Annotated in this window: 22 protein-coding genes; 13 read left to right on the top strand and 9 right to left on the bottom strand. The window is 70.7% G+C overall.

All coding sequences use genetic code 11. The features are described 5' to 3' along the window. Positions 1-48 precede the first annotated feature (48 nt). Positions 49-375 (bottom strand): plasmid stabilization protein, encoded by a 327-nt coding sequence (locus E5671_RS42455; RefSeq protein ID WP_160509524.1) that lies wholly within the window; start codon positions 373-375, stop codon positions 49-51. Between the two features lie 229 nt (positions 376-604). Between E5671_RS42455 and E5671_RS42460 the strand changes: the two genes are divergently transcribed. Beyond that, positions 605-1021, top strand: coding sequence for a CBS domain-containing protein (locus E5671_RS42460; RefSeq protein WP_160509525.1), 417 nt, complete (start codon positions 605-607; stop codon positions 1019-1021). A gap of 463 nt (positions 1022-1484) precedes the next feature. On the opposite strand, the gene E5671_RS42465 is transcribed toward E5671_RS42460, so the two are convergent. Beyond that, a complete protein-coding gene (locus tag E5671_RS42465; protein WP_160509526.1) occupies positions 1485-2075 on the bottom strand; it encodes a TetR/AcrR family transcriptional regulator in 591 nt (196 codons plus the stop codon). Between the two features lie 177 nt (positions 2076-2252). Here E5671_RS42465 and E5671_RS42470 point away from each other — a divergent pair, with 177 nt between their 5' ends. The 5 genes from E5671_RS42470 to E5671_RS42490 all read left to right on the top strand — a co-directional run bounded on the left by E5671_RS42470 (position 2253) and on the right by E5671_RS42490 (position 7382). Continuing rightward, positions 2253-3716: an amidase family protein gene (locus E5671_RS42470; RefSeq protein ID WP_160509527.1), complete on the top strand. Its 1464-nt coding sequence runs from the start codon at positions 2253-2255 to the stop codon at positions 3714-3716. Positions 3717-4159: 443 nt separating this feature from the next. Further along, the gene (locus E5671_RS42475) at positions 4160-5506 is read left to right on the top strand and encodes a TolB family protein (RefSeq protein WP_160509528.1); all 1347 of its coding nucleotides are present in this window, start codon (positions 4160-4162) and stop codon (positions 5504-5506) included. 66 nt (positions 5507-5572) lie between these two features. Continuing rightward, positions 5573-6229, top strand: a complete 657-nt coding sequence (locus E5671_RS42480; protein ID WP_160509529.1) for a helix-turn-helix domain-containing protein — start codon at positions 5573-5575, stop codon at positions 6227-6229. 32 nt (positions 6230-6261) lie between these two features. Next, entirely contained in the window at positions 6262-6792 is a 531-nt protein-coding gene (locus tag E5671_RS42485) for a DUF3291 domain-containing protein (protein ID WP_160509530.1), read from the top strand. Between the two features lie 98 nt (positions 6793-6890). Next, positions 6891-7382 (top strand): polyketide cyclase, encoded by a 492-nt coding sequence (locus E5671_RS42490; protein ID WP_336606005.1) that lies wholly within the window; start codon positions 6891-6893, stop codon positions 7380-7382. A gap of 137 nt (positions 7383-7519) precedes the next feature. Here the strand turns inward: E5671_RS42490 and E5671_RS42495 are convergent, their stop codons facing one another. Further along, a complete protein-coding gene (locus tag E5671_RS42495) occupies positions 7520-8407 on the bottom strand; it encodes a SigB/SigF/SigG family RNA polymerase sigma factor (RefSeq protein WP_160509532.1) in 888 nt (295 codons plus the stop codon). A 42-nt stretch (positions 8408-8449) separates the two neighbouring features. After that, a complete protein-coding gene (locus tag E5671_RS42500; protein WP_160509533.1) occupies positions 8450-9295 on the bottom strand; it encodes a VOC family protein in 846 nt (281 codons plus the stop codon). Between the two features lie 555 nt (positions 9296-9850). Here E5671_RS42500 and E5671_RS42505 point away from each other — a divergent pair. After that, complete coding sequence (locus E5671_RS42505) at positions 9851-10258, top strand: YciI family protein (RefSeq protein WP_160509534.1); 408 nt, start codon at positions 9851-9853, stop codon at positions 10256-10258. Between the two features lie 8 nt (positions 10259-10266). Further along, complete coding sequence (locus E5671_RS42510) at positions 10267-11430, top strand: RNA polymerase sigma factor (RefSeq protein ID WP_160509535.1); 1164 nt, start codon at positions 10267-10269, stop codon at positions 11428-11430. Here E5671_RS42510 and ligD (E5671_RS42515) read toward each other — a convergent pair. Then, positions 11408-12418 (bottom strand): non-homologous end-joining DNA ligase, encoded by a 1011-nt coding sequence (ligD, locus tag E5671_RS42515; RefSeq protein WP_160509536.1) that lies wholly within the window; start codon positions 12416-12418, stop codon positions 11408-11410. The two genes, E5671_RS42510 and ligD (E5671_RS42515), sit on opposite strands and share 23 nt — an antisense overlap. Further along, the gene (locus E5671_RS42520) at positions 12415-13086 is read right to left on the bottom strand and encodes a DNA polymerase ligase N-terminal domain-containing protein (protein ID WP_160509537.1); all 672 of its coding nucleotides are present in this window, start codon (positions 13084-13086) and stop codon (positions 12415-12417) included. Before E5671_RS42520 ends, ligD (E5671_RS42515) begins: the two co-directional genes overlap by 4 nt. 275 nt (positions 13087-13361) lie before the next feature. Between E5671_RS42520 and E5671_RS42525 the strand changes: the two genes are divergently transcribed. The 3 genes from E5671_RS42525 to E5671_RS42535 all read left to right on the top strand — a co-directional run bounded on the left by E5671_RS42525 (position 13362) and on the right by E5671_RS42535 (position 16456). Continuing rightward, positions 13362-14243: an SDR family oxidoreductase gene (locus tag E5671_RS42525; RefSeq protein WP_160509538.1), complete on the top strand. Its 882-nt coding sequence runs from the start codon at positions 13362-13364 to the stop codon at positions 14241-14243. A gap of 55 nt (positions 14244-14298) precedes the next feature. Beyond that, positions 14299-15204: a non-homologous end-joining DNA ligase gene (gene ligD / locus E5671_RS42530; RefSeq protein WP_160509539.1), complete on the top strand. Its 906-nt coding sequence runs from the start codon at positions 14299-14301 to the stop codon at positions 15202-15204. 67 nt (positions 15205-15271) lie between these two features. Beyond that, a complete protein-coding gene (locus tag E5671_RS42535; protein ID WP_160509540.1) occupies positions 15272-16456 on the top strand; it encodes a zinc-dependent alcohol dehydrogenase in 1185 nt (394 codons plus the stop codon). Between the two features lie 36 nt (positions 16457-16492). Here E5671_RS42535 and E5671_RS42540 read toward each other — a convergent pair whose 3' ends face one another. Then, positions 16493-17293 carry a VOC family protein gene (locus E5671_RS42540; RefSeq protein WP_160509541.1) on the bottom strand — a complete coding sequence of 267 codons (801 nt, stop codon included), beginning with the start codon at positions 17291-17293 and terminating at the stop codon, positions 16493-16495. Between the two features lie 233 nt (positions 17294-17526). On the opposite strand from E5671_RS42540, the gene E5671_RS42545 reads away from it, so the two are divergent. After that, positions 17527-17772 carry a DUF6479 family protein gene (locus tag E5671_RS42545; RefSeq protein WP_160509542.1) on the top strand — a complete coding sequence of 82 codons (246 nt, stop codon included), beginning with the start codon at positions 17527-17529 and terminating at the stop codon, positions 17770-17772. Here the strand turns inward: E5671_RS42545 and E5671_RS42550 are convergent. Continuing rightward, positions 17763-18035: a WhiB family transcriptional regulator gene (locus E5671_RS42550; protein WP_160509543.1), complete on the bottom strand. Its 273-nt coding sequence runs from the start codon at positions 18033-18035 to the stop codon at positions 17763-17765. The genes E5671_RS42545 and E5671_RS42550 overlap by 10 nt on opposite strands. Before the next feature lie 220 nt (positions 18036-18255). On the opposite strand from E5671_RS42550, the gene E5671_RS42555 reads away from it, so the two are divergent. Then, the gene (locus tag E5671_RS42555; RefSeq protein ID WP_160509544.1) at positions 18256-19275 is read left to right on the top strand and encodes a Gfo/Idh/MocA family protein; all 1020 of its coding nucleotides are present in this window, start codon (positions 18256-18258) and stop codon (positions 19273-19275) included. Positions 19276-19419: 144 nt separating this feature from the next. On the opposite strand, the gene E5671_RS42560 is transcribed toward E5671_RS42555, so the two are convergent. Continuing rightward, entirely contained in the window at positions 19420-20412 is a 993-nt protein-coding gene (locus E5671_RS42560; protein WP_160509545.1) for an NADP-dependent oxidoreductase, read from the bottom strand. Between the last annotated feature and the right edge of the window lie 63 nt (positions 20413-20475).

Below are 20475 nucleotides of genomic sequence, written 5' to 3' on the forward strand. Positions count from 1 at the left end.
TGCACGTGTAGCCGTAGCCGTAGCCGTAGCCGTAGCCATAGCCGTCGGTCAGCGGCCGAGGGCCTTGGCCAGTTCCTGCTTGCTCATCGACGAACGGCCGTCGATGCCGCGCTTCTTGGCCTCCGCGTACAGCTGGTCCTTCGTCGGCCCCTGCGAACCGCTGTGCGAGCGCTCACCGCCGCGCTGCGAAGCGGACTTCTTGTCCTTGATGGACGTCTTGCTCGCCGTCTTCGACTCGCCGGAGCGGGCTCGTTCCTTGTTCACGGTGCGTGCGGCGATCTCCTTCGCACGGCCCTCGGAGGTGCCGTGCTTCTCGGCGCCCTCCTTGATGTGCTCGTACTGACGCTCACGCTTGGCGCTGGAACCTTGCGGCATGACGTGCTCCTTCCCGATCGGTGCGGTCCGCACGACCGCATGTGCTGTGCGATGACCTTGCGCGTACCTCCGCGTACCCGCCGGTCGGCGCTCCTCACGCGACCGACGCGACCGACGCGGCCGAACGGATGAGTGGATGACCCGCGTCTGAAACCAGGCTGAAGCTCTTCGGCTCCCGGGTTACGACCCGGCTCTCCGGGCACCCGGGACGGGCCTGGAGGATCCTGACATGACTACGGCACGCGACATCATGACCGGTGGTGCCCACTGCGTGGGCGCCGAGGAAACCGTGCTCGACGCCGCCCGCAAGATGACCGAACTGGGCGTGGGCGCGCTGCCCGTCTGCGGGACCGACGACCGGCTCAAGGGCGTCCTGACCGACCGGGACATCGTCGTGAAGGTGCTGGGCAAGTCCAAGGACCCGGCTATCGTCCTGGCCGGCGAACTCGCCCAGGGCGAGGCCGTCACCATCGGCGCCGACGACAGCGCGGACGAGATCGTGGCGACCATGACGCATCACAAGGTGCGGCGACTTCCCGTCATCGACGGACACCGGCTCGTCGGCATGGTGGCTCTCGCCGACGCAGCCCGAGCCCTGAAGGACCCCAAGGCCGGGCAGCTCCTCGAGGCGCTCTCCACCGACTGATCGGCTGCCGTGGATCCGGCCGCGGGCTGACGCTCGCTAAGTGGTGCGGGGCTCGTCACCGACGACGGGAGAGCCGGTGCCCCGATCGTCGTGGGGCGGGCCCGGTACCCGTGAACACGTGAGCCGGCAGCTGTCACGGCAAGGCCGACTGGAGCCGCATCACCGACAATACGGCCCCAGCCTCCGCCCTCCAGGCGCGGCGGCGAGGCATCTCCCGCATCCTCGCACCGCCGGGGGCACCTCACGCGAGGGCCGATCGAGGGGGAGCCTCGGTCCCTCGCGTCCCCGGACGCTGCCGCACTCGGGCGGCGGCGCCGGACACTCCCAGCCTCCCACTACGAGCGCGGCCTGTCCCCATGCCTGCGCATACCCGGAGGGAGCCGCCCCCGACCGGGGCTCTGGGTGCCTGCCCGACAGGGCGCCGCCCCCGATCAACTCCGCGTCGTGCAGCCCCAACCCCAGCTCATGGGGCGGCCACGACCCTCTCGACGATTCTCATCAGGCGGTTCCCAGCCTGATCGATGCTTCCGTTCTGCGTGCTGACCTGCGCGCCTTCGAGTACGAACGTGATCTCGGCCGCGGCCTGTTCGGGATCGGGCAGCCCGGCCTCGGCGCACATGCCGACGAGCCTGCGGGTCTGGTCTGCCTTGTGCTCCTCGATCACCTGCCGTGCGGGATGGTCGCGGTCGGGCAGTTCGGCGAGGGAGTTGATGAACGGGCAGCCCCGGTGCGAGATCGCCGACAGGCCCTCGGCGATGAAGCGGGCCAGGCCCAGGATCTGCTCCCTCGGCCGGCCGGGGTGTTCGGCCTCGACCCGGTCGAAGGCCGCCTGGTAGTCGGCGGCGACGATTCGCAGCCACTCCGCGACCAGTGCGTCCTTGGTCTCGAAGTGCCGGTAGATCGCCATCTTGGTGGTCTCGGCCCTCTCGGCGATCGCCTGGACGCCCACCCGCCGGATCCCCTCGCTCTGGAAGAGCTCCTCCGCCGCGTCGAGGATGCGCTCGCGAGGCGGCAGCTTCGCCACCCTGCTCGGCCTGCTGGCGGTCGATGCCATGACTACTCCGTGACGTCCGGTCAGTTGGGAGCGCTGTTTGAGGGCGCTGTTTGGGTGCGCTGTTCGGGGGCGCTGTGAGGGGCCTGCAACCCCTGCTACGGTACCAGTCCGTCCCGAGTGATACCGAGCGGTATCATTAGGCACTCGACGGTATCGGTTCTTCCTCTGGGAGTGACAGTGAGAGTTTCCGAGTACGTGCACTTCGACGCGGTCGGGCTGGCGCGCCTTGTGGCCGCAGGCGAGGTGACCCCCGCCGAACTGGAAGCAGCCGCCCGCGAGGCCGCGGAGGTGGTCGGCCCGCAGATCAACGCCATCGCGGAGACCTGGCCGGCCGATGACGAGTCAATTCGGGAGCCAATCCGCGGCAGCGCACCGTTGGCCGGAGTCCCTTTCCTGGTCAAGGACATCGGAGTCTCCATGGCGGGGCGGCGCATGGAACTGGGCAGTCGTCTCGCGGCCGGCAACGTCGTAGGCGCCGACTCCTCCCTGATGCGTCGCTTCCGCCGCGCCGGCCTCATGACGTTCGGGCGCACCGCCACACCGGAGATGGCCTACAGCATCACGACGGAACCAGTGCTGTACGGGGCCGTCCGCAACCCGTGGGACCTGGAGCGGAGCGCGGGTGGTTCCAGCGGGGGCGCGGCCGCGGCTGTCGCGGCCGGGGTGGTCCCGATCGCCCACGCCACCGACGCCGCGGGCTCGCTCCGCATCCCCGCGGCCTACAACGGCCTCTTCGGTCTGAAGCCCAGCCGGGGCCGGGTCTCCATGGGCCCCGGCGTCGACGAAGTCTTCAACGGTCTCGGCGTGCACGGGAGCGTCAGCCGCACAGTGCGTGACAGCGCCGCGCTGCTCGACCAGATACGTGGACCGGAACCGGGTGACCCCTACTTCGCGCCGGAGCCGACCCGTCCCTACGCGGAGGAAGTCGCCCGCCAGCCGGGCTCATTGAGGATCGGTGTCCTCGCCCAGGCATGGGGTGGCCGCCGCACGACCTCACCAGTGGCCGACGCCCTCTCCCGCACCGTGCGTCTCCTGGAATCCCTCGGCCACCGGGTGGAGGAGGTCAAGGTCGGCCTCGGGGTCGACTGGGGGGAGTTCGTCCTGGCCAACGCCCGTCTGATGACGGCGAATCTCACGGCCCTGGTCGACGAGCTGGCTGCTGCCTTCGACCGGCCCGTCGACACCTCGACCCTTGAGCCGCAGACCCTCGCCGGCTACCACTACGGGCAGCGGGTCAGCGGCGCCCGACTCGTGAGTGCACTCGCTATCCGGAACCGCGTCGCTCGAAGCCTGGCACGGTACTTCGACGCTCACGACGTCCTGCTCACCCCGACGTTGCCGGAGCTTCCCATGCCCCTGGGTGCCTACGCCGAGGGCGGAGAGGTGCTGGACGGCCTCGGCTGGATCGACCGGCTCAACGACCGCTCGCCGTTCACCATGGCGTTCAATGTGGCGGGTACGCCCGCCATGTCCGTGCCGGTAGAGGCCGACGCCGAGACGGGGCTCCCGATCGGTATGCAGTTCGCCGCCGGATACGGGCTCGAAGGCCGCCTCTTCCGCCTCGCCGGACAACTCGAACAGGCAAGTCCCTGGTCGGGCCGGAGCCCCACGGTGTGGGCAGGGGATCGCACGGGCCGCTGAGGAGCGGGGAGTTGAGAGGGGTCCGGCCCCTCCTCTGGTCGCGGAACGGCACCGATGGTTGCCCATTCCGCGCGAGTACGGCACAAAAGTCCGCCGAACCGCCTTCCTCCGCTGATGCAAGCGGCGCATCCGCACCGCGGAAGGCACGCGACACGTTGACCCCCGGGGTTGCACGGTGTTCGCTCGCCTCCGGTGCACCTGGTCATGACCGATCGGCTCAGTGGCTGATGGCCGGGGTGTCCGGTGCGAGCGCACGGCCTTCGCGGCCGCCCCGCCCGCACCGGCCGGGGGAACCCCAAGGGGGAACAGCGCACGGGGGAGCAGCGCACGGCGAAGAGCGCACTGCGAACAGCGCACGGGGAACGACACGCTCTGCCACGCCCTGCCCTTTCCGAGCGCGCCCGGACGGCACACGGAGACCACTGTCGACACAGGAGGAACCGATGACCGTTCATCAGCGCGTGACGGCCGCAAGCGCCGCGCTGGCCGCCGTCTGCGCCGTGACCGTACTGTCACCCGCCGGCGCGTCCGCCGCCCCCACCGCCGTGCCGCACACCGAGAGGGTGAGCGTCGGCCCGGGAGGAGCCGAGGGCAACGCCGCTTCCACGAACCCGGCCATCAGCGCCGACGGCCGCTACGTCGCGTTCGTCTCGGCGTCCCGGAACCTGGTCGCGAACGACACCAACGGCACGCCCGACGCCTTCGTCCGCGATCTGCGCACCGGAAAGACGGAGCGCGTCAGCGTCAAGAGCAACGGAAAGGCGAGCCACGGCGTCGTACGGGAGGTCTCGCTCAGTCCCGACGGGCGGTACGTGGTGTTCACCTCCACAGCCGACGATCTCGTACGCGGCGACCCGAACGACCTCGACGACGTCTTCCTGCACGACCGGAGCACCGGCAAGACTCAACGGATCAGCCCCACGGGCGCGGCCTACGACGGGCTTCGCAGTCACCTGACGTACGACCCGGCCGTCAGCGGCGACGGCCGCTACGTCGCCTACGCGTCGGGTGCCGAGGACCTCGTGGCGGGGGACGCCAACAAGCGGGACGACGTCTTCCTCTACGACCGCAAGAAGAAGACGACGGAGCTCGCGCAACTCACCAACGCGGGCGGGCAGGGCGAAGGCGACGCGTTCGCCCCCGCGTTCGCGGGTGACGCCGGCGGCCGGTATCTCGCCTTCACCTCCAACGCCTCGAACCTCGCCGACGTGGAAGACCATGCGTCCGCGACGGACATCTTCCTGCGCGACCGCGAGGAGGGCACGACGGAACTCATCAGCATTCCGCGGGCCTACAACCGCAAGACCCCGTCCTGGGGTGCCGTCCTCAGCGGTGACGCCCGCTATGTGGCGTTCACGTCGGCATCCAGGGTGCTCCGCCCGGAGGGACCGCCTCCGACCGGCTCGCGCAATGTCTTCCTCTACGACCGCGAGACCAAGCGCATGCGGTTGGTCAGCGCCGCCCCCGACGGCACACCGGCCAACGGGGAAAGCGGCGACGTCTCGCTGAGCCGTGACGGGCGCTACGCGGTCTTCACCTCCGCCGCCTCCAATCTCGCCCCGGCCGAGGACGGCGACAGCAGCGCGGACGTCTTCCTGCGGGACATGCAGACGGGAGAGGTGCGACTCATCAGCGCCGAGAGCGAGCCGGTGTCGGAGGACACCGAACCCGGGCGGCGGACCGGCGTCAGCGAGGACGGCGGCGCGGTGGTGTTCGACTCACCGGCAGGAAACCTCGTCCCCGGCGACACCAACAGCGCGGCCGATGTGTTCCTGCGCAGGCTGCGCTGACGGATCACTGATGCCGGGGGTGCCCGCCCTTCTATCTCCAACCTGCGTTGTTCCTAGAATGGTCAGGTGGAGGACATCGATGCGATCGCGGTGCTGCAGGATCCGGTGCGGCGCCGACTGTACGAGTACGTGGCGGCGCAAGGCCGTGAAGTGGGCCGCAACGAGGCTGCCGAGGCGGCCGGGGTGGCGCGCACGCTGGCTGCGCACCATCTGGACAAGCTGGCGGACGCCGGGCTGCTCGACAGCGGCAGTCGCCGCCTGACGGGCCGCTCGGGGCCGGGGGCCGGCCGCCCCGCCAAGGTGTATACGCGGTCGCGGGCCGAGCGGACGGTGTCGCTGCCCGCCCGCGACTACCGCACCGCCGCCGAGCTGCTCGCCGAGGCTGCCGAGCAGGCCGGTCTCGACGCCGGGCTCCGCGCGGCCGCGCGCCGCAGGGGCGAGGCTCTGCGCGGCGCGGCGGCGCCCTGCGAGGACCTCGAAGAGGCCATGGAGATGCTGGCCGCGCGCGGCTACGAACCGCACGTGGAAGACGCCCGCGTCGTCCGTATGCGCAACTGCCCCTTTCATGCCGTGGCCGAGCGCTTCCCGCCGCTCGTCTGCGGGATGAACCTCGCCCTGCTGGAAGGGCTGTTGGGCGCGGAAGGTCCTGTACGCGCTCGTATGGACGCCCGGCCGGGGGAGTGCTGCGTGGTGCTCGAGTCTTCTAAAAACAATATTGATTGACATAGAAAAGCGGGCCGTGCTGGGATGAGGCCATGACCGCATCCGCCGCGCACGGCGCCCACGCCCACCACCTCGCCGAGCTCAACATCGCCACGCTCCTCCACCCCTTCGACGACCCGCGCATCGCGCCGTTCGTCGAGTTGCTCGATCCGGTCAACGCCGCCGCCGACGCCGCACCCGGCTTCGTGTGGCGGCTCGTGGAGGAGGGGGCGGCCGACGCCACCGGCCTGCGTCCGGCGGGCGAGGACGTCATCGTGAACCTCTCGGTGTGGGAGACCCAGGAGGCGCTGTGGGACTTCGCCTACCGCAGCGGGCACTTGGAAGTGATGCGGCGGCGCCGCGAATGGTTCGAGCGGCACGTCGAGGCGCACATGGTCCTCTGGTGGGTCCCCGCCGGCCATCTCCCGACCGTCGGCGAGGCCCTGGAGCGGCTGGCGGAGCTGCAGGCGCATGGGCCGTCCCCGCGCGCGTTCACGTTCGCCTCCTCATACACCGCTGCCGAGGCCGCCCAGCACCTTCAGGCCACGCCGCCGACGCAGTCCGAGCAGGTCGCCTACCGATGAGTTCCGCATCGCCGCGTCGTCTGCATGTCGAGAACCTTCTTCCGCGCCCGCGGGAGGCCGGATGAGGTGACGATGAGACGACAAGGAGCGTGCACATCGTGGACCAGGAGAGCGTGAGCGCCACCCTGACCGTCGCGGCCCCCACCGCGCAGGTGTTCGCGGTACTGGCGGACCCGACGACCCACTCCGCGATCGACGGCACCGGCTGGGTCCAGGAAGCCGCCGACCGGGCGCCGCTGGCCGAGGTGGGGCAGATCTTCCGGATGGACATGTACCACCCCGACCATCCGGACGGTGACTATCAGGTGGCCAACAAGGTCCAGGTGCTCGACCCGCCGCGCGCCATTGCCTGGCTGACGGGCGAGGAGAAGGAGGACGGCCGCCTGGAGTTCGGCGGCTGGAGCTGGCGTTACGACCTGGCGCCGCTCGGCCCGTCCGAGACTCAAGTCACGCTCACCTACGACTGGTCGGCGGTGCCGCAGTTCATCCGGGAGTACCTGAAGTTCCCGCCGTTCGGCCCCGAGCACCTCACCAACTCGCTGCACCACCTGGCGGCGCTGCTCCCACGCCACCGGACGGACACGACTTGATGGATTCGCCTGTCATGACCCCGATCACCTCAGACATACGTCTCCAGAGGCGTGCCAAGAACGCGGAGGCGTGGGGTTTCTGTCCGCGGATGGCCGGTCCGGGTCCGGGCAGCATGTTGCCCGGACCCGGACCCCTGCTAGTCGCGGGTGAGCAGACCGGTGCGGAGGGCGGCGAGGGTCGCCGACAGGAGCCGTGAGACGTGCATCTGCGAGAGACCCAGAGCGGCGCCGATCTGCGCCTGCGTCATTTCCTGGCCGAAGCGCATCTCGATGATGCGCCGTTCACGTTCGCCGAGTTCGGCCAGGAGCGGGGCCAAGGCGTGCAGGTCCTCGAACACCTCGATGGCCCGGTCCTCCTCGCCCATGACGTCGGAAAGCGAGCGTCCGGTGGTGTGGGCCCCGCTTTCCTCTCCCTCGCTGCGCGGGCTGTCCAGCGATCCGGCGGCGTAGCCATTGGCGGCCACGATCACCTCCAGGACCTGTTCCTCGGTCACCGCGAGGTCCGCGGCAAGCTCCGCGACCGTCGGTTCGCGGCCGAGGTTCGAGGACAACCGCTCCTGGGACTTGAGCAGTTGGAGGCGTAGTTCCTGCAGTCTGCGCGGTACGTGAACGGCCCAGCTCGTGTCACGGAAGTGGCGCTTGATCTCCCCGAGGATGTAGGGGACGGCGAAGGAGACGAACTCGAAGCCGCGGCTGATGTCGAACCGGTCGATCGCCTTGATCAGACCCACGATTCCGACCTGGACGATGTCCTCCAACTGGCCGTTGCCGCGGTTGCGGTAGCGGCCTGCCACGTAATGCACCAAGGAGAGGTTCATCTCGATCAGCGTGTTGCGCGTGTACAGGTACGCGGGCGAGTCCTCCTCAAGTGTCCCGAGCTGTTCGAAGAAGAGCTTCGACAGCTCCCGGGCGTCCTTCGGCGCGACCTGGTCGGCCTCCTCGATCCACGGCAGCCCGCCACCCCCTCCCCGCGCCGGTCCGGTCGGCTCAGCGGCGTCGTCCACGTCCGGCGCCTGCAGAAACATCGTCTGACCCCTCACTCTCTCGTCACTCTCGTCCTGCATCGCTCAGCTCGCGACGACCGTGAAGGGGTTGCCTTCCCGGTCCGCAAGCACGGCCTCGCCTCGGCCGCGGGGCCCCTGGGGCGGTGAGATGACGCGCCCACCCCACCCGGTGGCCGCGACGGCGGCCATGCCGACGTCGGCCACGCGAAAGCACGGATGCCAACCGGGCGTTGCGGCGTCCCTGAGCGCGGCGACCGTCCGCAGCCCGTCGCGCACCTCGATCTGCCCGTGGGTGTACTCCACTTCGCAGCTGTCGCCCGGCGTACCGGCCCAGCCCAGTACGTCCCCGTAGAAGTAGGCGGCCGCGAAGATGTCCCGGGTGTGCAGCTCCAGCCGGGCGATGGGGCCCGCGCCCACCCTCCAACGGTGGTCGGGAGCCCGCTGACGCAGGCCGAACACCGCTTCCTGTGGGCCCGCCGCCACGGCGAGCCGCCCGGTTTCGGTGGTCAGCGGACCTACGGCGACGGTGGCGCCGCGCTCACGCAGCCGGCCCACCGTGGTGTCCACCTCATCGACAGCGAAGTACGGAATCCATCCCGCGGAGACGCCGAGGTCGCACGTGGCCTGGCTGAGGGTTCCCACCGGCGCTCCGGCCCGCAGCGCCAGAAAACGCGCCCTGCCCGGCGCGCCCAGCAGCGGGACGTGACACCAGCCGAGGACCCGGGCGTAGAACTCCTTGGCGGCCCGGGCATCACCGGCGGCCAGGCTCAACCAGCACGGAGCGCCGCGCACCCTGCCCGAAGCACCCGGCGGCAGGCTCCTGCCCGGCAGGGCAGGCCGCCGCTCACCGGCCGGCGGGACCAGGCGGAGCCCTCCGGCCCGCCGGAACGGCCTGACGCCGGTCCACACGCGCCCCGCCTCCCGGCCCTGACCCCTGGCGGGCGGAGCGGGCCTCTCTCGCCGTAGCTGTTCACGCTCGTCGCTCACACCGATGTCTTTTGGCATAGCGCCCTCTCCCCATCTGGTTCCGGCGGTCCTCGCCAGTGGTTCCGCAGAGGGCAGGCGCCATACCGGGACCTTCCTCACCCATCCGGGGGACCAAGGCCCTGTCCTGCCCGGTGCCAAAGCCCCGCTCCCGTCCGCTGCCGGGCGGCATGCGGGAAATCCGAGAAGCGGGCCTTTGGACCCGGTAGGGGAGCACCGCATCGGGGTACGGCAGGGGAGCTCGGCCAGGGATGACAGACGATCGAAGGAGACCTACCTGATGCGAACCATCAGGCACTTGCGCCGCATGCTGTACGAGGCTGTGTGCCTCCCCAAGAACGAGGCTGTGTGCCTCCCCGAGGACATCGAGGGCCGTTCGCCGAATTCGCGCACGTAGCGGCCATGTCGAGAACTCGCGTCCGGCTCCGTCCCCGTGGTGAACGCGACCACAATGGGACGCACCAGCCCGAGGAGAACACCATGGCCAAGTACCTGCTGCTCAAGCACTACCGCGGCGCCCCGAGTGCGGTCAACGACGTGCCGATGGAGCGCTGGACGCCCGAGGAGATCTCGGCCCACGTGCGGTACATGAACGACTTCGCGGCCCGGCTCGAGGAGACCGGCGAGTTCGTCGACAGCCAGGCGCTCGCCCCCGAGGGGACGTTCGTCCGGTACGACGGAGAAGGCCGCCCGCCGGTCACCGACGGCCCCTTCGCCGAGACCAAGGACCTCATCGCAGGCTGGATGGTGATCGACGTCGACGACTACGACCGCGCCCTCGAACTCGCCGGGGAACTGTCGGCCGCCCCCGGGGCAGGCGGCAAGCCGATCCACGAGTGGCTCGAGATCCGCCCGTTCCTGGGCGCGAAGCACACCGTCACGGAGTGACGCCGGAGATGGATGAAGCCCGGCTTCGGAGTCTCACACCGAGCGTGCTCGGAATCCTCGTCCGCCGCGGAGCCGACTTCGCGGCGGCCGAGGACGCCGTACAGGACGCCCTGGTCGAGGCGGTCCGCGTCTGGCCGGACGACGTGCCCCGGGACCCGAAGGGCTGGCTGGTCACGGTGGCCTGGCGCAAGTTCCTCGACATGACCCGGGCGGACACCGCACGCCGCCGGCGTGAGGAACTCGTCGACGAGGAGCCCGCGCCCGGACCCGCCCGCGCCGTGGACGACACACTCCAGCTCTACTTCCTGTGCGCCCACCCCACGCTGACGCCGTCCTCCGCGGTCGCGCTCACACTGCGCGCCGTCGGCGGGCTCACCACCCGACAGATCGCACAGGCCTACCTGGTCCCCGAGGCGACCATGGCGCAACGCATCAGCCGGGCCAAGCGAACCGTCTCCGACGTGCGGTTCGACAGGCCCGGCGACGTCGCCACCGTGCTGCGCGTCCTCTATTTGGTCTTCAACGAGGGCTACTCCGGCGATGTCGACCTCGCCGCCGAGGCCATCCGGCTCACCCGGCAGCTCGCGGCCGCGATCGACCACCCCGAGGTGGCAGGCCTGCTCGCCCTCATGCTGATCCACCACGCCCGGCGCGCCGCACGGACCGCGCCCGACGGCAGCCTGGTGCCGCTCGCCGAGCAGGACCGGAGCCGGTGGGACACCGAGACGATCGCCGAGGGCATCGGGATCCTGCACGCGGCCCTCGCCCGTGACCGCCTCGGCGAGTTCCAGTCCCAGGCCGCCGTCGCGGCACTCCACGCCGACGCGCCCACCGCCGATGAGACCGACTGGGTGCAGATCGTCGAGTGGTACGACGAGCTCGTACGCCTGACCGACAGCCCGGTCGTCCGGCTCAACCGCGCGGTGGCCGTCGGCGAGGCCGACGGACCGCGCGCCGGTCTGGCGGAGCTCGCGGCCCTGGACGACGCACTGCCCCGCCACACCGCCGTGGCGGCGTACCTCCACGAGCGCGACGGCGATCTGGCGACGGCGGCACGGCTGTACGCCGATGCGGCCCGAAAGGCGCCCAACCTCCCCGAACGCGACCACCTGACGCGCCAGGCAGCCCGGCTCAACGCGGCCGCGGAGCTCAGGGCCCCCCGCGCTCCCTGACGACATCGGCCGGACTCTTGTCGTCCCGCAGCCCCTGAAAGCGGGGGTGGCGCAGCATGCCGTCCCGTGTCCACTCCGTGAAGGCGACCTGCGCCACGAGACACGGCTGAGCCCAGTGCGCGGTCCGCTCCGGGACCGCGTCCGCGAACGGCGATCTCGGCACCTGGAGTTCGTCGAGTCGGCGTCGCAGGGACAGCAGGGTGCGCCCGTCGAACCCGGTGCCGACCTTGCCCGCGTAACGCAGCCGCCCGCCCTCGTAGTAGCCGATGAGCAGCGCGCCGATGCCCGTCCGGCTGCCCGTGGGCTCGGTGAACCCGCCCACCACGAATTCCTGGCCCCGGGAACACTTCAGCTTGAGCCAGTCGCCCGAGCGGCGCGCCTGGTAGATGCTCTCGGCCCGTTTGGCGATGAGGCCCTCCCACCCGCGCCGGCACGCGTCGGCGAGGAGTTCGGGCCCGCCTTCGTTGCGATGGGTGTTGAACCGCAAAGGCGCGGTGAACGCGAGGGAGCGCCTCAGCAGGGACTTGCGGGTGCGCAGCGGCAGCCGCCGTACGTCCATGCCGTCCAGGCGCAGCAGATCGAAGACGTAGTACGTCACCGCGACCTTGGTCGCCGCGACGTCGGCGGGCCTGGTGAGCCCCATGCGCTGCTGCAGCAGCGCGAAGTCGGTCCTGCCGTGCGAGTAGGCGACGATCTCTCCGTCGACCGTGAAGTCCCCACAGTCCTGTCCTGCGAGCGCGTCGACGATCTCCGGATACGTGGCGTCGAGCCGTCGCCCCGACCGGGACCGGAGCGTCAGCGTGCCGTTCTCGCGCACCGCCAGTGCCCGGACGCCGTCCAGTTTCCGCTCGAAGATCCAGCCCTCCGGGAAGTGACGCAGGTTGGTGAGCGTCGCCAGCATCGGGGAGGCCGCGAGGTCGACGCCCGGTGCCGCCTCGCGGGTGCGGCCGGCCAGGCCGGGCGGCAGTGTGTCGAGGAGGCCGGTCATCCCCGCTCACCGCCGTTGGAGTGCCATGTCGGCGCGTCCGGAGCCTCCGCGACCTGGCGCAGCGTACGGCCGCTGCGTGCCGACCGCGCCCGCCGTGGATCGGGGGTGCCGCCACCCGAATGGTGCCCTGTCCGCACCAGCAGCCATGTCGGCTTCGCGGAGGACCCTCCGCTCTTCTCCTCACGGCTGTGGAAGCGGGTGAGCGCGTACTCCCCGCGCAGTTTCTCGCCACGCAGACGGAACGTGGCGTGGCCGTTCTCCAGGGCCTGCCCGAACGGCACCGGCCGGTTCCGCTTGTCGTGGCTGGTCGGGCGGTACGTGCCGCGGTCCCAGACGATGACGGTCCCGCCGCCGTACTCGTCCCGGGGGATCACCCCCTCGAAGTCCCGGTACTCCAGGGGGTGGTCCTCGGTGGGGATGGCGAGCCGCTTGTCGTGCGGGTCGGTGGAGGGCCCCTTGGGGACGGACCAGGACTTCAGTACGCCGTCGACCTCGAGGCGGAAGTCGAAGTGCACCGTGCTCGCGTCGTGGATCTGGACCACGAACGTGGGCTCGTCGGCCGGAGTCCGCCCGGCTCCGTCCGGCGTCCCGCGCTCGCCGCGCGGCTCGCTCGTCCTCTCGAAGTGCCGCTTCTCCCGATAGGTCCGCAGCCCGTCCTTGTCGCTCACCTCAGGTCCCTTCTGCCGACTGGTCCGGAGGCCGCGTACAGGCTATGCACCCCCGATCTCACCCGCACGGCGAGCGCTCCGTGGCCGGCGGGCGAGCGACCGGCGCCGGCACCCCGCGCGGACCGGGATGTGTGGGACCGCGGCCCGCGGGACACCCGGTGCACCGATGGCTCGCGTTCGCGCAGGTCGTAGACCGTGAGCGGCGTCAGGCGTTCGCGCCCCGGAGAGGTGCGGAGCAAGCTGGAGAGAGTGGACCCGAGGAAGGAAGAGCACCGATGGGTGACACCCCGCAGGACCCGACGACGAAGCACCCCCGGCCGGAGTTCGCACAGCAGGACCAGGAGCCGCCGGGCTGGACAGGACCGATGGACCCGCCCCCCGACCACGGCGAGGAGTCCTACGTAGGGAGCGGGCTGCTGCAGAACCGGGCAGCGGTCGTGACCGGCGGCGACTCCGGTATCGGCCGGGCGGTCGCTCTCGCCTACGCACGCGAGGGCGCGGACGTCCTGTTCACCTACCTGCCCACGGAGGCGGAGGACGCCCAGGAAACGGCCCGCCTCGTCGACAAGGCGGGGCGCCGCGGTCTCGCCGTGCCGTGCGACATCCGGGAGGAGGAGCAGTGCCGCCGCCTCGTGGAGCGAGCCGTGGCGGAGTTCGGGCGCATCGATGTCCTCGTCAACAACGCGGCGTACCAGATGTCCCAGCCTGAGGGCATCGGGGACATTTCCACGGAGCAGTTCGACCGCGTCGTGCGCACGAATCTGTACGGCATGTTCTGGCTGTGCAAGATGGCCGTGCCGCACATTCCCTCGGGCGGGTCCATCATCAACACCACGTCGGTGCAGGCCTACAAGCCGAGCCCTCACCTGCTCGACTACGCCATGACCAAGGGCGCCATCGTCACGTTCACCCAGGGCCTCGCGCAGATGCTGGTCGAGAACGGCATCCGCGTCAACGCCGTCGCTCCGGGACCGGTGTGGACGCCGCTGATCCCGGCCACGCTGCCGGACACCAAGGAGTTCGGCAAGCAGGCCCCGATGGGCCGCCCCGCCCAGCCCGCCGAGATGGCGCCCGCGTATGTGTTCCTGGCCTCGGAGCAGGCGAGCTTCATCACCGCGGAGGTCATGAACGCCACCGGAGGCACGCCGCTCCCGTGATCCGGCCGGGGGAGTGGCGAGGCAGCGCGAGCATCGGTGCGAAGGAGGCGGCGAAGTGAGCTCCACCGTTGACCTACAGGTCGGACGACGCAAGATCGAGGTGAAGCGAGCCGAGAAGGAGCTGTTCCCGCAGGACGGCATCACCAAGGCCGATCTCGCCGAGCACTACCGGCGTGTGGCACCGCGCATGCTGCCCGAACTGCGCGGCAGGCCTCTGATGCTGGAGCGGATGCCGGACGGGATCGACGGAGAGCGCTTCTACCAGAAGGAGGTCTCCGACTATTTCCCCGACTGGATCAACCGCGCCACGGTGGCCAAGGAGGGCGGCGAGGTGACGCATGTGGTCTGTGACGACACGGCGACGTTGGTCTATCTGGCGGGCCAGGCATGCATCACCCCCCACCGCTGGCTGAGCCGCGCCGACCGGCCGCGCCGCCCCGACCGCCTGGTCTTCGACCTCGACCCGCCCGCCGACGACTTCGAGCCCGTACGCGGTGCGGCACACCGCCTGCACGAGCTGCTCGACGAGCTGGACCTTCCATCGGGCCTGATGACCACGGGCTCACGCGGTCTGCACGTCGTCGTCCCGCTGAACCGGCGCGATGACGCCGACGACGTGCTCGCGTTCGCCCGCGCCGCCGCGCAGGAGCTGGCGGCGCGGCACGAGAAGGAGCTGACGACCGAGCCCCGCAAGGACGCACGCAAGGGGCGGCTGTATCTGGATGTCGCGCGCAACGGCTACGCCCAGACCGTGGTCGCTCCGTTCGCCGTCCGCTCCAAGCCGGGCGCCCCGGTGGCCGTGCCGCTGAGCTGGGACGAACTGGACGCACCCGAGCTGACCGCCCGCCGCTGGACAGTGACCGACCTCGGCGACCGCCTCGACAAGGACCCGTGGGCGGGACTCGCCCGTCACGCGCGCGGTGTGACCGCGGCCGCCCGGCGCCTGAGAGAACGTACGTAGGCCTGACGACCGCCCTCACGGGAGACCCGCAGAGGGCTGAGCGCCACCGCTACTTGAGGAGAGCCCGATGCGCGCACTCACCTGGCACGGCAAGCGAGACGTCCGTGTCGAGACAGTCCCCGACCCCGTCCTCAAGGACCCGACCGACGTCATCGTGCGGGTGACGTCCACCGGCGTCTGTGGATCCGACCTGCATCTGTACGAGGTCCTGGGGCCCTATATCGACCCCGGCGACATCCTGGGGCACGAACCGATGGGGATCGTCGAGGAAGTCGGCCCGGACGTCACCGAACTGTCGGCGGGCGACCGAGTGGTTGTGCCGTTCAACATCTCCTGCGGGCACTGCTTCATGTGCGACCGAGGTCTGCAGTCGCAGTGCGAGACCACCCAGGTCAAGGAGCGCGGCACGGGCGCAGCCCTCTTCGGATACACCAAGCTCTACGGACAGGTGCCCGGCGGGCAGGCGGAACTCCTGAGGGTGCCGTTCGGCAACACCCTGCCCATCAAGGTGCCCACGGGCCCGCCGGACGACCGGTTCGTCTTCCTCTCCGACGTGCTCCCCACCGCCTGGCAGGCAGTGGAGTACGCCGACATCCCGCCCGGCGGCACGGTGACCGTCCTGGGACTCGGACCGATCGGCGCCATGGCAGCGCGCATCGCACTCCACCGGGGCGCGAGCCTCGTCGTGGGCGTCGACCTGGTGCCCGAGCGGCTGAGCCGCGCGTACGGCGAGGGCGTCAAGGCCCTGGACCTGCGCCGCTACGGCAAGGACCTCGGCAACGCGATCCGTGACCTGACGGACGGGCGTGGCACGGACGCCGTCATCGACGCCGTGGGGATGGAGGCACACGGCGCGCCCCTGGCCAAGGCGGCCCACTGGGGCGTGGGCCTGCTGCCGAACGCCGTGGCCGGGAAACTCATGGACCGCGCCGGAGTCGACCGTCTTGGCGCCCTGCACGCGGCGATCGACATCGTCCGGCGCGGAGGCACCATCTCCGTCTCCGGTGTCTATGGCGGCGCGCTCGACCCCATGCCGCTCCTGACCATGTTCGACAAGCAGATCCAGGTCCGCATGGGGCAGGCCAACGTCAGGCACTGGGTGGACGACATCCTGCCGCTCCTCACCGACGAGGACCCGCTCGGAGTCGACGCCTTCGCCACCCACCACATGACCCTCGAGGACGGTCCCAAGGCGTACCAGATGTTCCAGGACAAGGAAGACGGGATGATCAAGACGCTGCTCAAGCCCTGAGCCGGGCGCCATCCGCGACCTCGCCCCGGCGGCTTCTCACCGTGCCGGTTTGGAGTTCACCACGAAGCGCGCCCCGTCCGGATCGCTCAGGATCGCCTCCGTCGCGCCCGCCGCGCCTTGCAGGACACTGCCGCCGTGGGCTCGCGCGGCCCGGGCGCAGGCATCCACGTCGTCGACCGTGAAGTGGATCTGCCAGTGGGGCCGGATCTCCGGATCGGGCGCGGATTCCACCGCGCCCGAGTGGATGCGGGCCACGATGTCGCCCTGGCTGCGCAGGACGACCCTCTCGTCCTCGTAGTGGACCTCGCAGCAGCCCGCGACCGAGGACGCCCAGCCGAGTACCTCCGCGTAGAAGATGGCCGCGTCGAAGGCGTCCCGGGTGTAGAGCTCCACGAAGACCGGTGCCGCGCTGCGCCACTCCTCCCAGCCGGCCACCAGCTCGCCCTCCCAGATGCCGAAGACCGCTCCCTCGCGGTCGGCCAGCAGAGCCGCACGCCCCGGAGGGAACGAGATGGGCCCCACGGCGGTCGTCCCCCCGCGCTCCTGGCTGCGGGCCACGGTCTCGTTCGCGTCGGACGCGGCGAAGAAGGGGGTCCAGGCGACGGCCGTCCGCCCCATGGCCTCCACGGCGGAGACACCCGCCACCGGAACTCCGTTCACACTCGCAAATCTGTACTGATCGCCCAGCTTTCCGATGCGCCAGTCCCATCCCAGTACCGCGTGGTAGAACTCCTCCGCGGCCGCTAGATCACGCGTGGTCAAGCTGACCCAACAGGGTGCGCCGAAGACCGAGCCGCTGACTACGTTCCGGCTTGCAGGTGCCTTATCGCTGTTCATCTTCGTACCGTTCTGAGGTCGATGGACGCCCCACCCCCTTTGGGCTACTGGCGCCCGACCCTGTGGGCCGGAAGACGACCCGCGTCAGCGGCCCGCGCCCGTGATCCCTTCGGCTCCATCATCCCCACCGCCGGGCCTCACGTCGCGCTGTGTTGCTGGCTTCGGGCGGACGCCTCGGCGAACCCGTCCCACCGACGGGAGCGATTTCTCCCCATATGGGGTACATGAGTGCTATGAGCACTCACAGCTATACCGTTCTGGCCATCGAGGGCGGCGGCGCGCTGATCTTCATCATCGTCGGCATCGCCGTGGTCGTCGGACTGCTCGCCATGTTCGTCAGCGGACGGCGCCGCGCGGCCCGCCGCACCGAGCCCACCACACCCGCCTACGAAGCCGACCCCGCCAGCGGCGAAGCCCAGCGCGGCACCACCTGGCAGACCCCCGACGACGACCCCGACCAGGGACACCCTCACCCCTGAGCGTGCCGCGACGACGACATCTGGCGCCGGGCCTCGAGGCGGCGCAGCATCGCCGTGCGCTGCGTCTCGTCGGTGCCGCCCCACACGCCTGATTGCTGGCGGGTGTCCAGGGCCCACTGCAGGCATTCCGTGCGTACCGGGCAGCGTGCGCACACCTCCTTGGCGCGCAGGGTCTGCGTCGCACCGGCGCCCAGGGCGCTCACGGGGAAGAAGAGTTCGGGATCCTCCTCCGCGCACGCCGCGTCCTGCCTCCACCACTTCATTGCCCGTACTCCCGTCCTGACGACGTGACTTCGAGATGTCCTCGGGCGGTCCGAGTGACCGGCCGGGCGGGTCGGTAAACGGGGTCGGCAGTGCTCGCTGGGGCCGAAGGGGCGGTTTCGGCCTCCTCGACCGACCTTGACGGTGCGGCCCAACGGAGGGTTCTCTCGCTGGAGATGAGGTGCGGGAACGTCCTTCACCAGGAGGGGAGACACCACCGTCATGCCATCTCAGCGAGGACTCGGTGTGGCCGTCATAGGCACCGGAAAGATGGGCGCGGACCACGTACGCCGGCTCCACGAGGTCATCAGCGGGGCGCGGGTGGCGGCCGTCGCCGACATCGAGGCGGAGCGCGCGAAGTCCCTGGCCGCCACGATCGACGGGTGCACGGCCTACACCGAACCGGCGGCCGCCATGGCCTCGGGAGAGGTGGATGCCGTACTCATCGCCTCCCCCGGCCCTGCCCACGAGGCGGCCCTGACCGAAGCCCTCGGTCGCGACCTGCCGGTGCTGTGCGAGAAGCCGATGACTCCGGACACGGCCTCTTCCCTGCGCGTCATGGAGGCGGAGCGGCGGCTCGGACATCGGCGCATCCAGGTGGGCTTCATGCGGCGCTACGACGCCGAGTACGTCAAGCTCAAAGGGCTCCTCGACAGCGGCGAGTTGGGCAGGGCGCTGATGATGCACCAACGCCACCGCAACCTGGCCATGCCGCCCGGGTTCACCGACGAGATGCTCATCACCAGCTCGGTCGCCCACGAGGTGGATGCGACCCGCTGGCTGCTCGACCAGGAGATCGCGGCGGTCACCGTGCACAAGCCGATGGCGTCGTCGCTCGCCCCGGCGGGCATGAACGACCCTCAGTTCGTCCTCCTCGAGACCACGGCGGGCGCGCTCGTCGACGTCGAGATCTTCGGTCACTGCGGTTACGGCTACCAGGTCCAGGCCGAGGCGGTCTGCGAGCGGGGCACCGTACGCATCGGGGACGAACAAGGGCCCCGCGTGAGCACCGACGGCCGCTGGGGAGGGCACGTCCCGCCGGACTACGTCGAGCGTTTCGAGGACGCCTACGACCGCGAGGTACAGGCCTGGGTGGACGCCACCCGCAGGGGCGAGGCCACAGGCCCGAGCGCCTGGGACGGCTATGCGGCGGCGGCCGTGTGCGAGGCGGGCGTGGTGTCCCAGCGGGAGGGCGGGCGCATCGAGGTCGAGCTGGTCGAGCGGCCGGACTTCTACGGGTAGACCGTGCGGCGAGACGGAGCCGCGAGACGGAGCGGGCGGCACCGGATCGGTGCCGCCCGCTCGGTGTCGTAGCCGTCGAACAGGCCGCGGCTGGAAGGCTGGAGGCTCGGCGGGGCCAGGTCGGCGTGCGCCGTCGCGGGGCGGCTACGGGCGGACCGTGAGCACCAGCTTCCCCGTGACCCGGCCCGTCTCGCCCTCCGCGTGCGCCTTGGTGGCCTCGGCGAGCGGGTACGTGTCCGAGACGTGCACCCGCAGTCGTCGGGACTCGGCGAGGGCCGCGATCGCCGCCATGCCGGCCTGGTCGTGCTCCACCAGCATGTCCGTGGCCCGCACGCCCAACTCGGCCGCGCGCTCGGCCACTTCGCCGAAGTTGCCCGGCAGGATCGACACCAGGATGCCGCCCGGCCGCAGCACCTCCAGGGAGCGCAGCCGGTCCTCGCCGCCCAGCGGGTCGAGGACCACGTCGATGTCACGAGCGTCCTTCACGAAGTCCGCGGAGCGGTAGTCGATGACCTCGTCCGCGCCCAGGCCGCGCACGAAGTCATGCTTGGCGGCTGAGGCCGTGCCGATGACGTACGCGCCACGCGCCTTGGCGATCTGCACCGCCACGTGGCCCACGCCACCGGCCGCCGCGTGCACCAACACCCGCTGGCCGGCCTCCACTTGGGCGTTGTCGACCAGGGCCTGCCAGGCGGTCAGCGCGACCAGCGGCAGGGCGCCCGCCTCGACGTGGCTCAATCCTGCGGGCCTCGGCACGAAGGCGCGGGTGGGTCCGGTCACGTACTCGGCGTGCGAACCGGCCCCGTACGGGTATGGCAGCATGCCGAACACCTCGTCGCCCGGCTCGAACAGCGAGACGCCGATGCCGACCGCCTCGACGACGCCCGACACGTCCCAGCCGAGCGTGAACGGCGGCTCGCCCAGGAAGGCGCCGAACCTGCGGTGCTTCCAGTCGGTCGGGTTCACGCCCGCCGCGTGCACGGCCACGAGGACCTGCCCGACGCCGGGCTCGGGGCGAGCAACCTCGATCTCTTTCAGTACGCCGGGGTCGCCCAGGGCGTCCTGGCTGATGGCCTTCATGGTCGGCTGGGTGGAGCGGGTCGGGTCTGTGGGCTGAGACGCGGTGTTGTTGGTCATGGGTCCAGCGTGCGGCAAGGGCCTGACCTGGGCAATGGCACGATTGCCATTAAGCGATAGGAT

Source organism: Streptomyces sp. BA2, assembly GCF_009769735.1.
GTDB lineage: Bacteria > Actinomycetota > Actinomycetes > Streptomycetales > Streptomycetaceae > Streptomyces.

Excerpts from the sequence above, each read along its gene's own strand:
- E5671_RS42550 (WP_160509543.1), bottom strand. The coding sequence starts at position 18,035 with ATGAAGTGGTGGAGGCAGGACGCGGCGTGCGCGGAGGAGGATCCCGAA.
- E5671_RS42465 (WP_160509526.1), bottom strand. The coding sequence starts at position 2,075 with ATGGCATCGACCGCCAGCAGGCCGAGCAGGGTGGCGAAGCTGCCGCCT.
- E5671_RS42555 (WP_160509544.1), top strand. The coding sequence starts at position 18,256 with ATGCCATCTCAGCGAGGACTCGGTGTGGCCGTCATAGGCACCGGAAAG.
- E5671_RS42535 (WP_160509540.1), top strand. The coding sequence starts at position 15,272 with ATGCGCGCACTCACCTGGCACGGCAAGCGAGACGTCCGTGTCGAGACA.
- E5671_RS42540 (WP_160509541.1), bottom strand. The coding sequence starts at position 17,293 with ATGAACAGCGATAAGGCACCTGCAAGCCGGAACGTAGTCAGCGGCTCG.
- E5671_RS42475 (WP_160509528.1), top strand. The coding sequence starts at position 4,160 with ATGACCGTTCATCAGCGCGTGACGGCCGCAAGCGCCGCGCTGGCCGCC.
- E5671_RS42455 (WP_160509524.1), bottom strand. The coding sequence starts at position 375 with ATGCCGCAAGGTTCCAGCGCCAAGCGTGAGCGTCAGTACGAGCACATC.
- E5671_RS42545 (WP_160509542.1), top strand. The coding sequence starts at position 17,527 with ATGAGCACTCACAGCTATACCGTTCTGGCCATCGAGGGCGGCGGCGCG.
- E5671_RS42495 (WP_160509532.1), bottom strand. The coding sequence starts at position 8,407 with ATGTTTCTGCAGGCGCCGGACGTGGACGACGCCGCTGAGCCGACCGGA.
- E5671_RS42485 (WP_160509530.1), top strand. The coding sequence starts at position 6,262 with ATGACCGCATCCGCCGCGCACGGCGCCCACGCCCACCACCTCGCCGAG.
- E5671_RS42525 (WP_160509538.1), top strand. The coding sequence starts at position 13,362 with ATGGGTGACACCCCGCAGGACCCGACGACGAAGCACCCCCGGCCGGAG.
- E5671_RS42510 (WP_160509535.1), top strand. The coding sequence starts at position 10,267 with ATGGATGAAGCCCGGCTTCGGAGTCTCACACCGAGCGTGCTCGGAATC.
- ligD (WP_160509536.1), bottom strand. The coding sequence starts at position 12,418 with ATGACCGGCCTCCTCGACACACTGCCGCCCGGCCTGGCCGGCCGCACC.
- E5671_RS42460 (WP_160509525.1), top strand. The coding sequence starts at position 605 with ATGACTACGGCACGCGACATCATGACCGGTGGTGCCCACTGCGTGGGC.
- E5671_RS42560 (WP_160509545.1), bottom strand. The coding sequence starts at position 20,412 with ATGACCAACAACACCGCGTCTCAGCCCACAGACCCGACCCGCTCCACC.
- E5671_RS42505 (WP_160509534.1), top strand. The coding sequence starts at position 9,851 with ATGGCCAAGTACCTGCTGCTCAAGCACTACCGCGGCGCCCCGAGTGCG.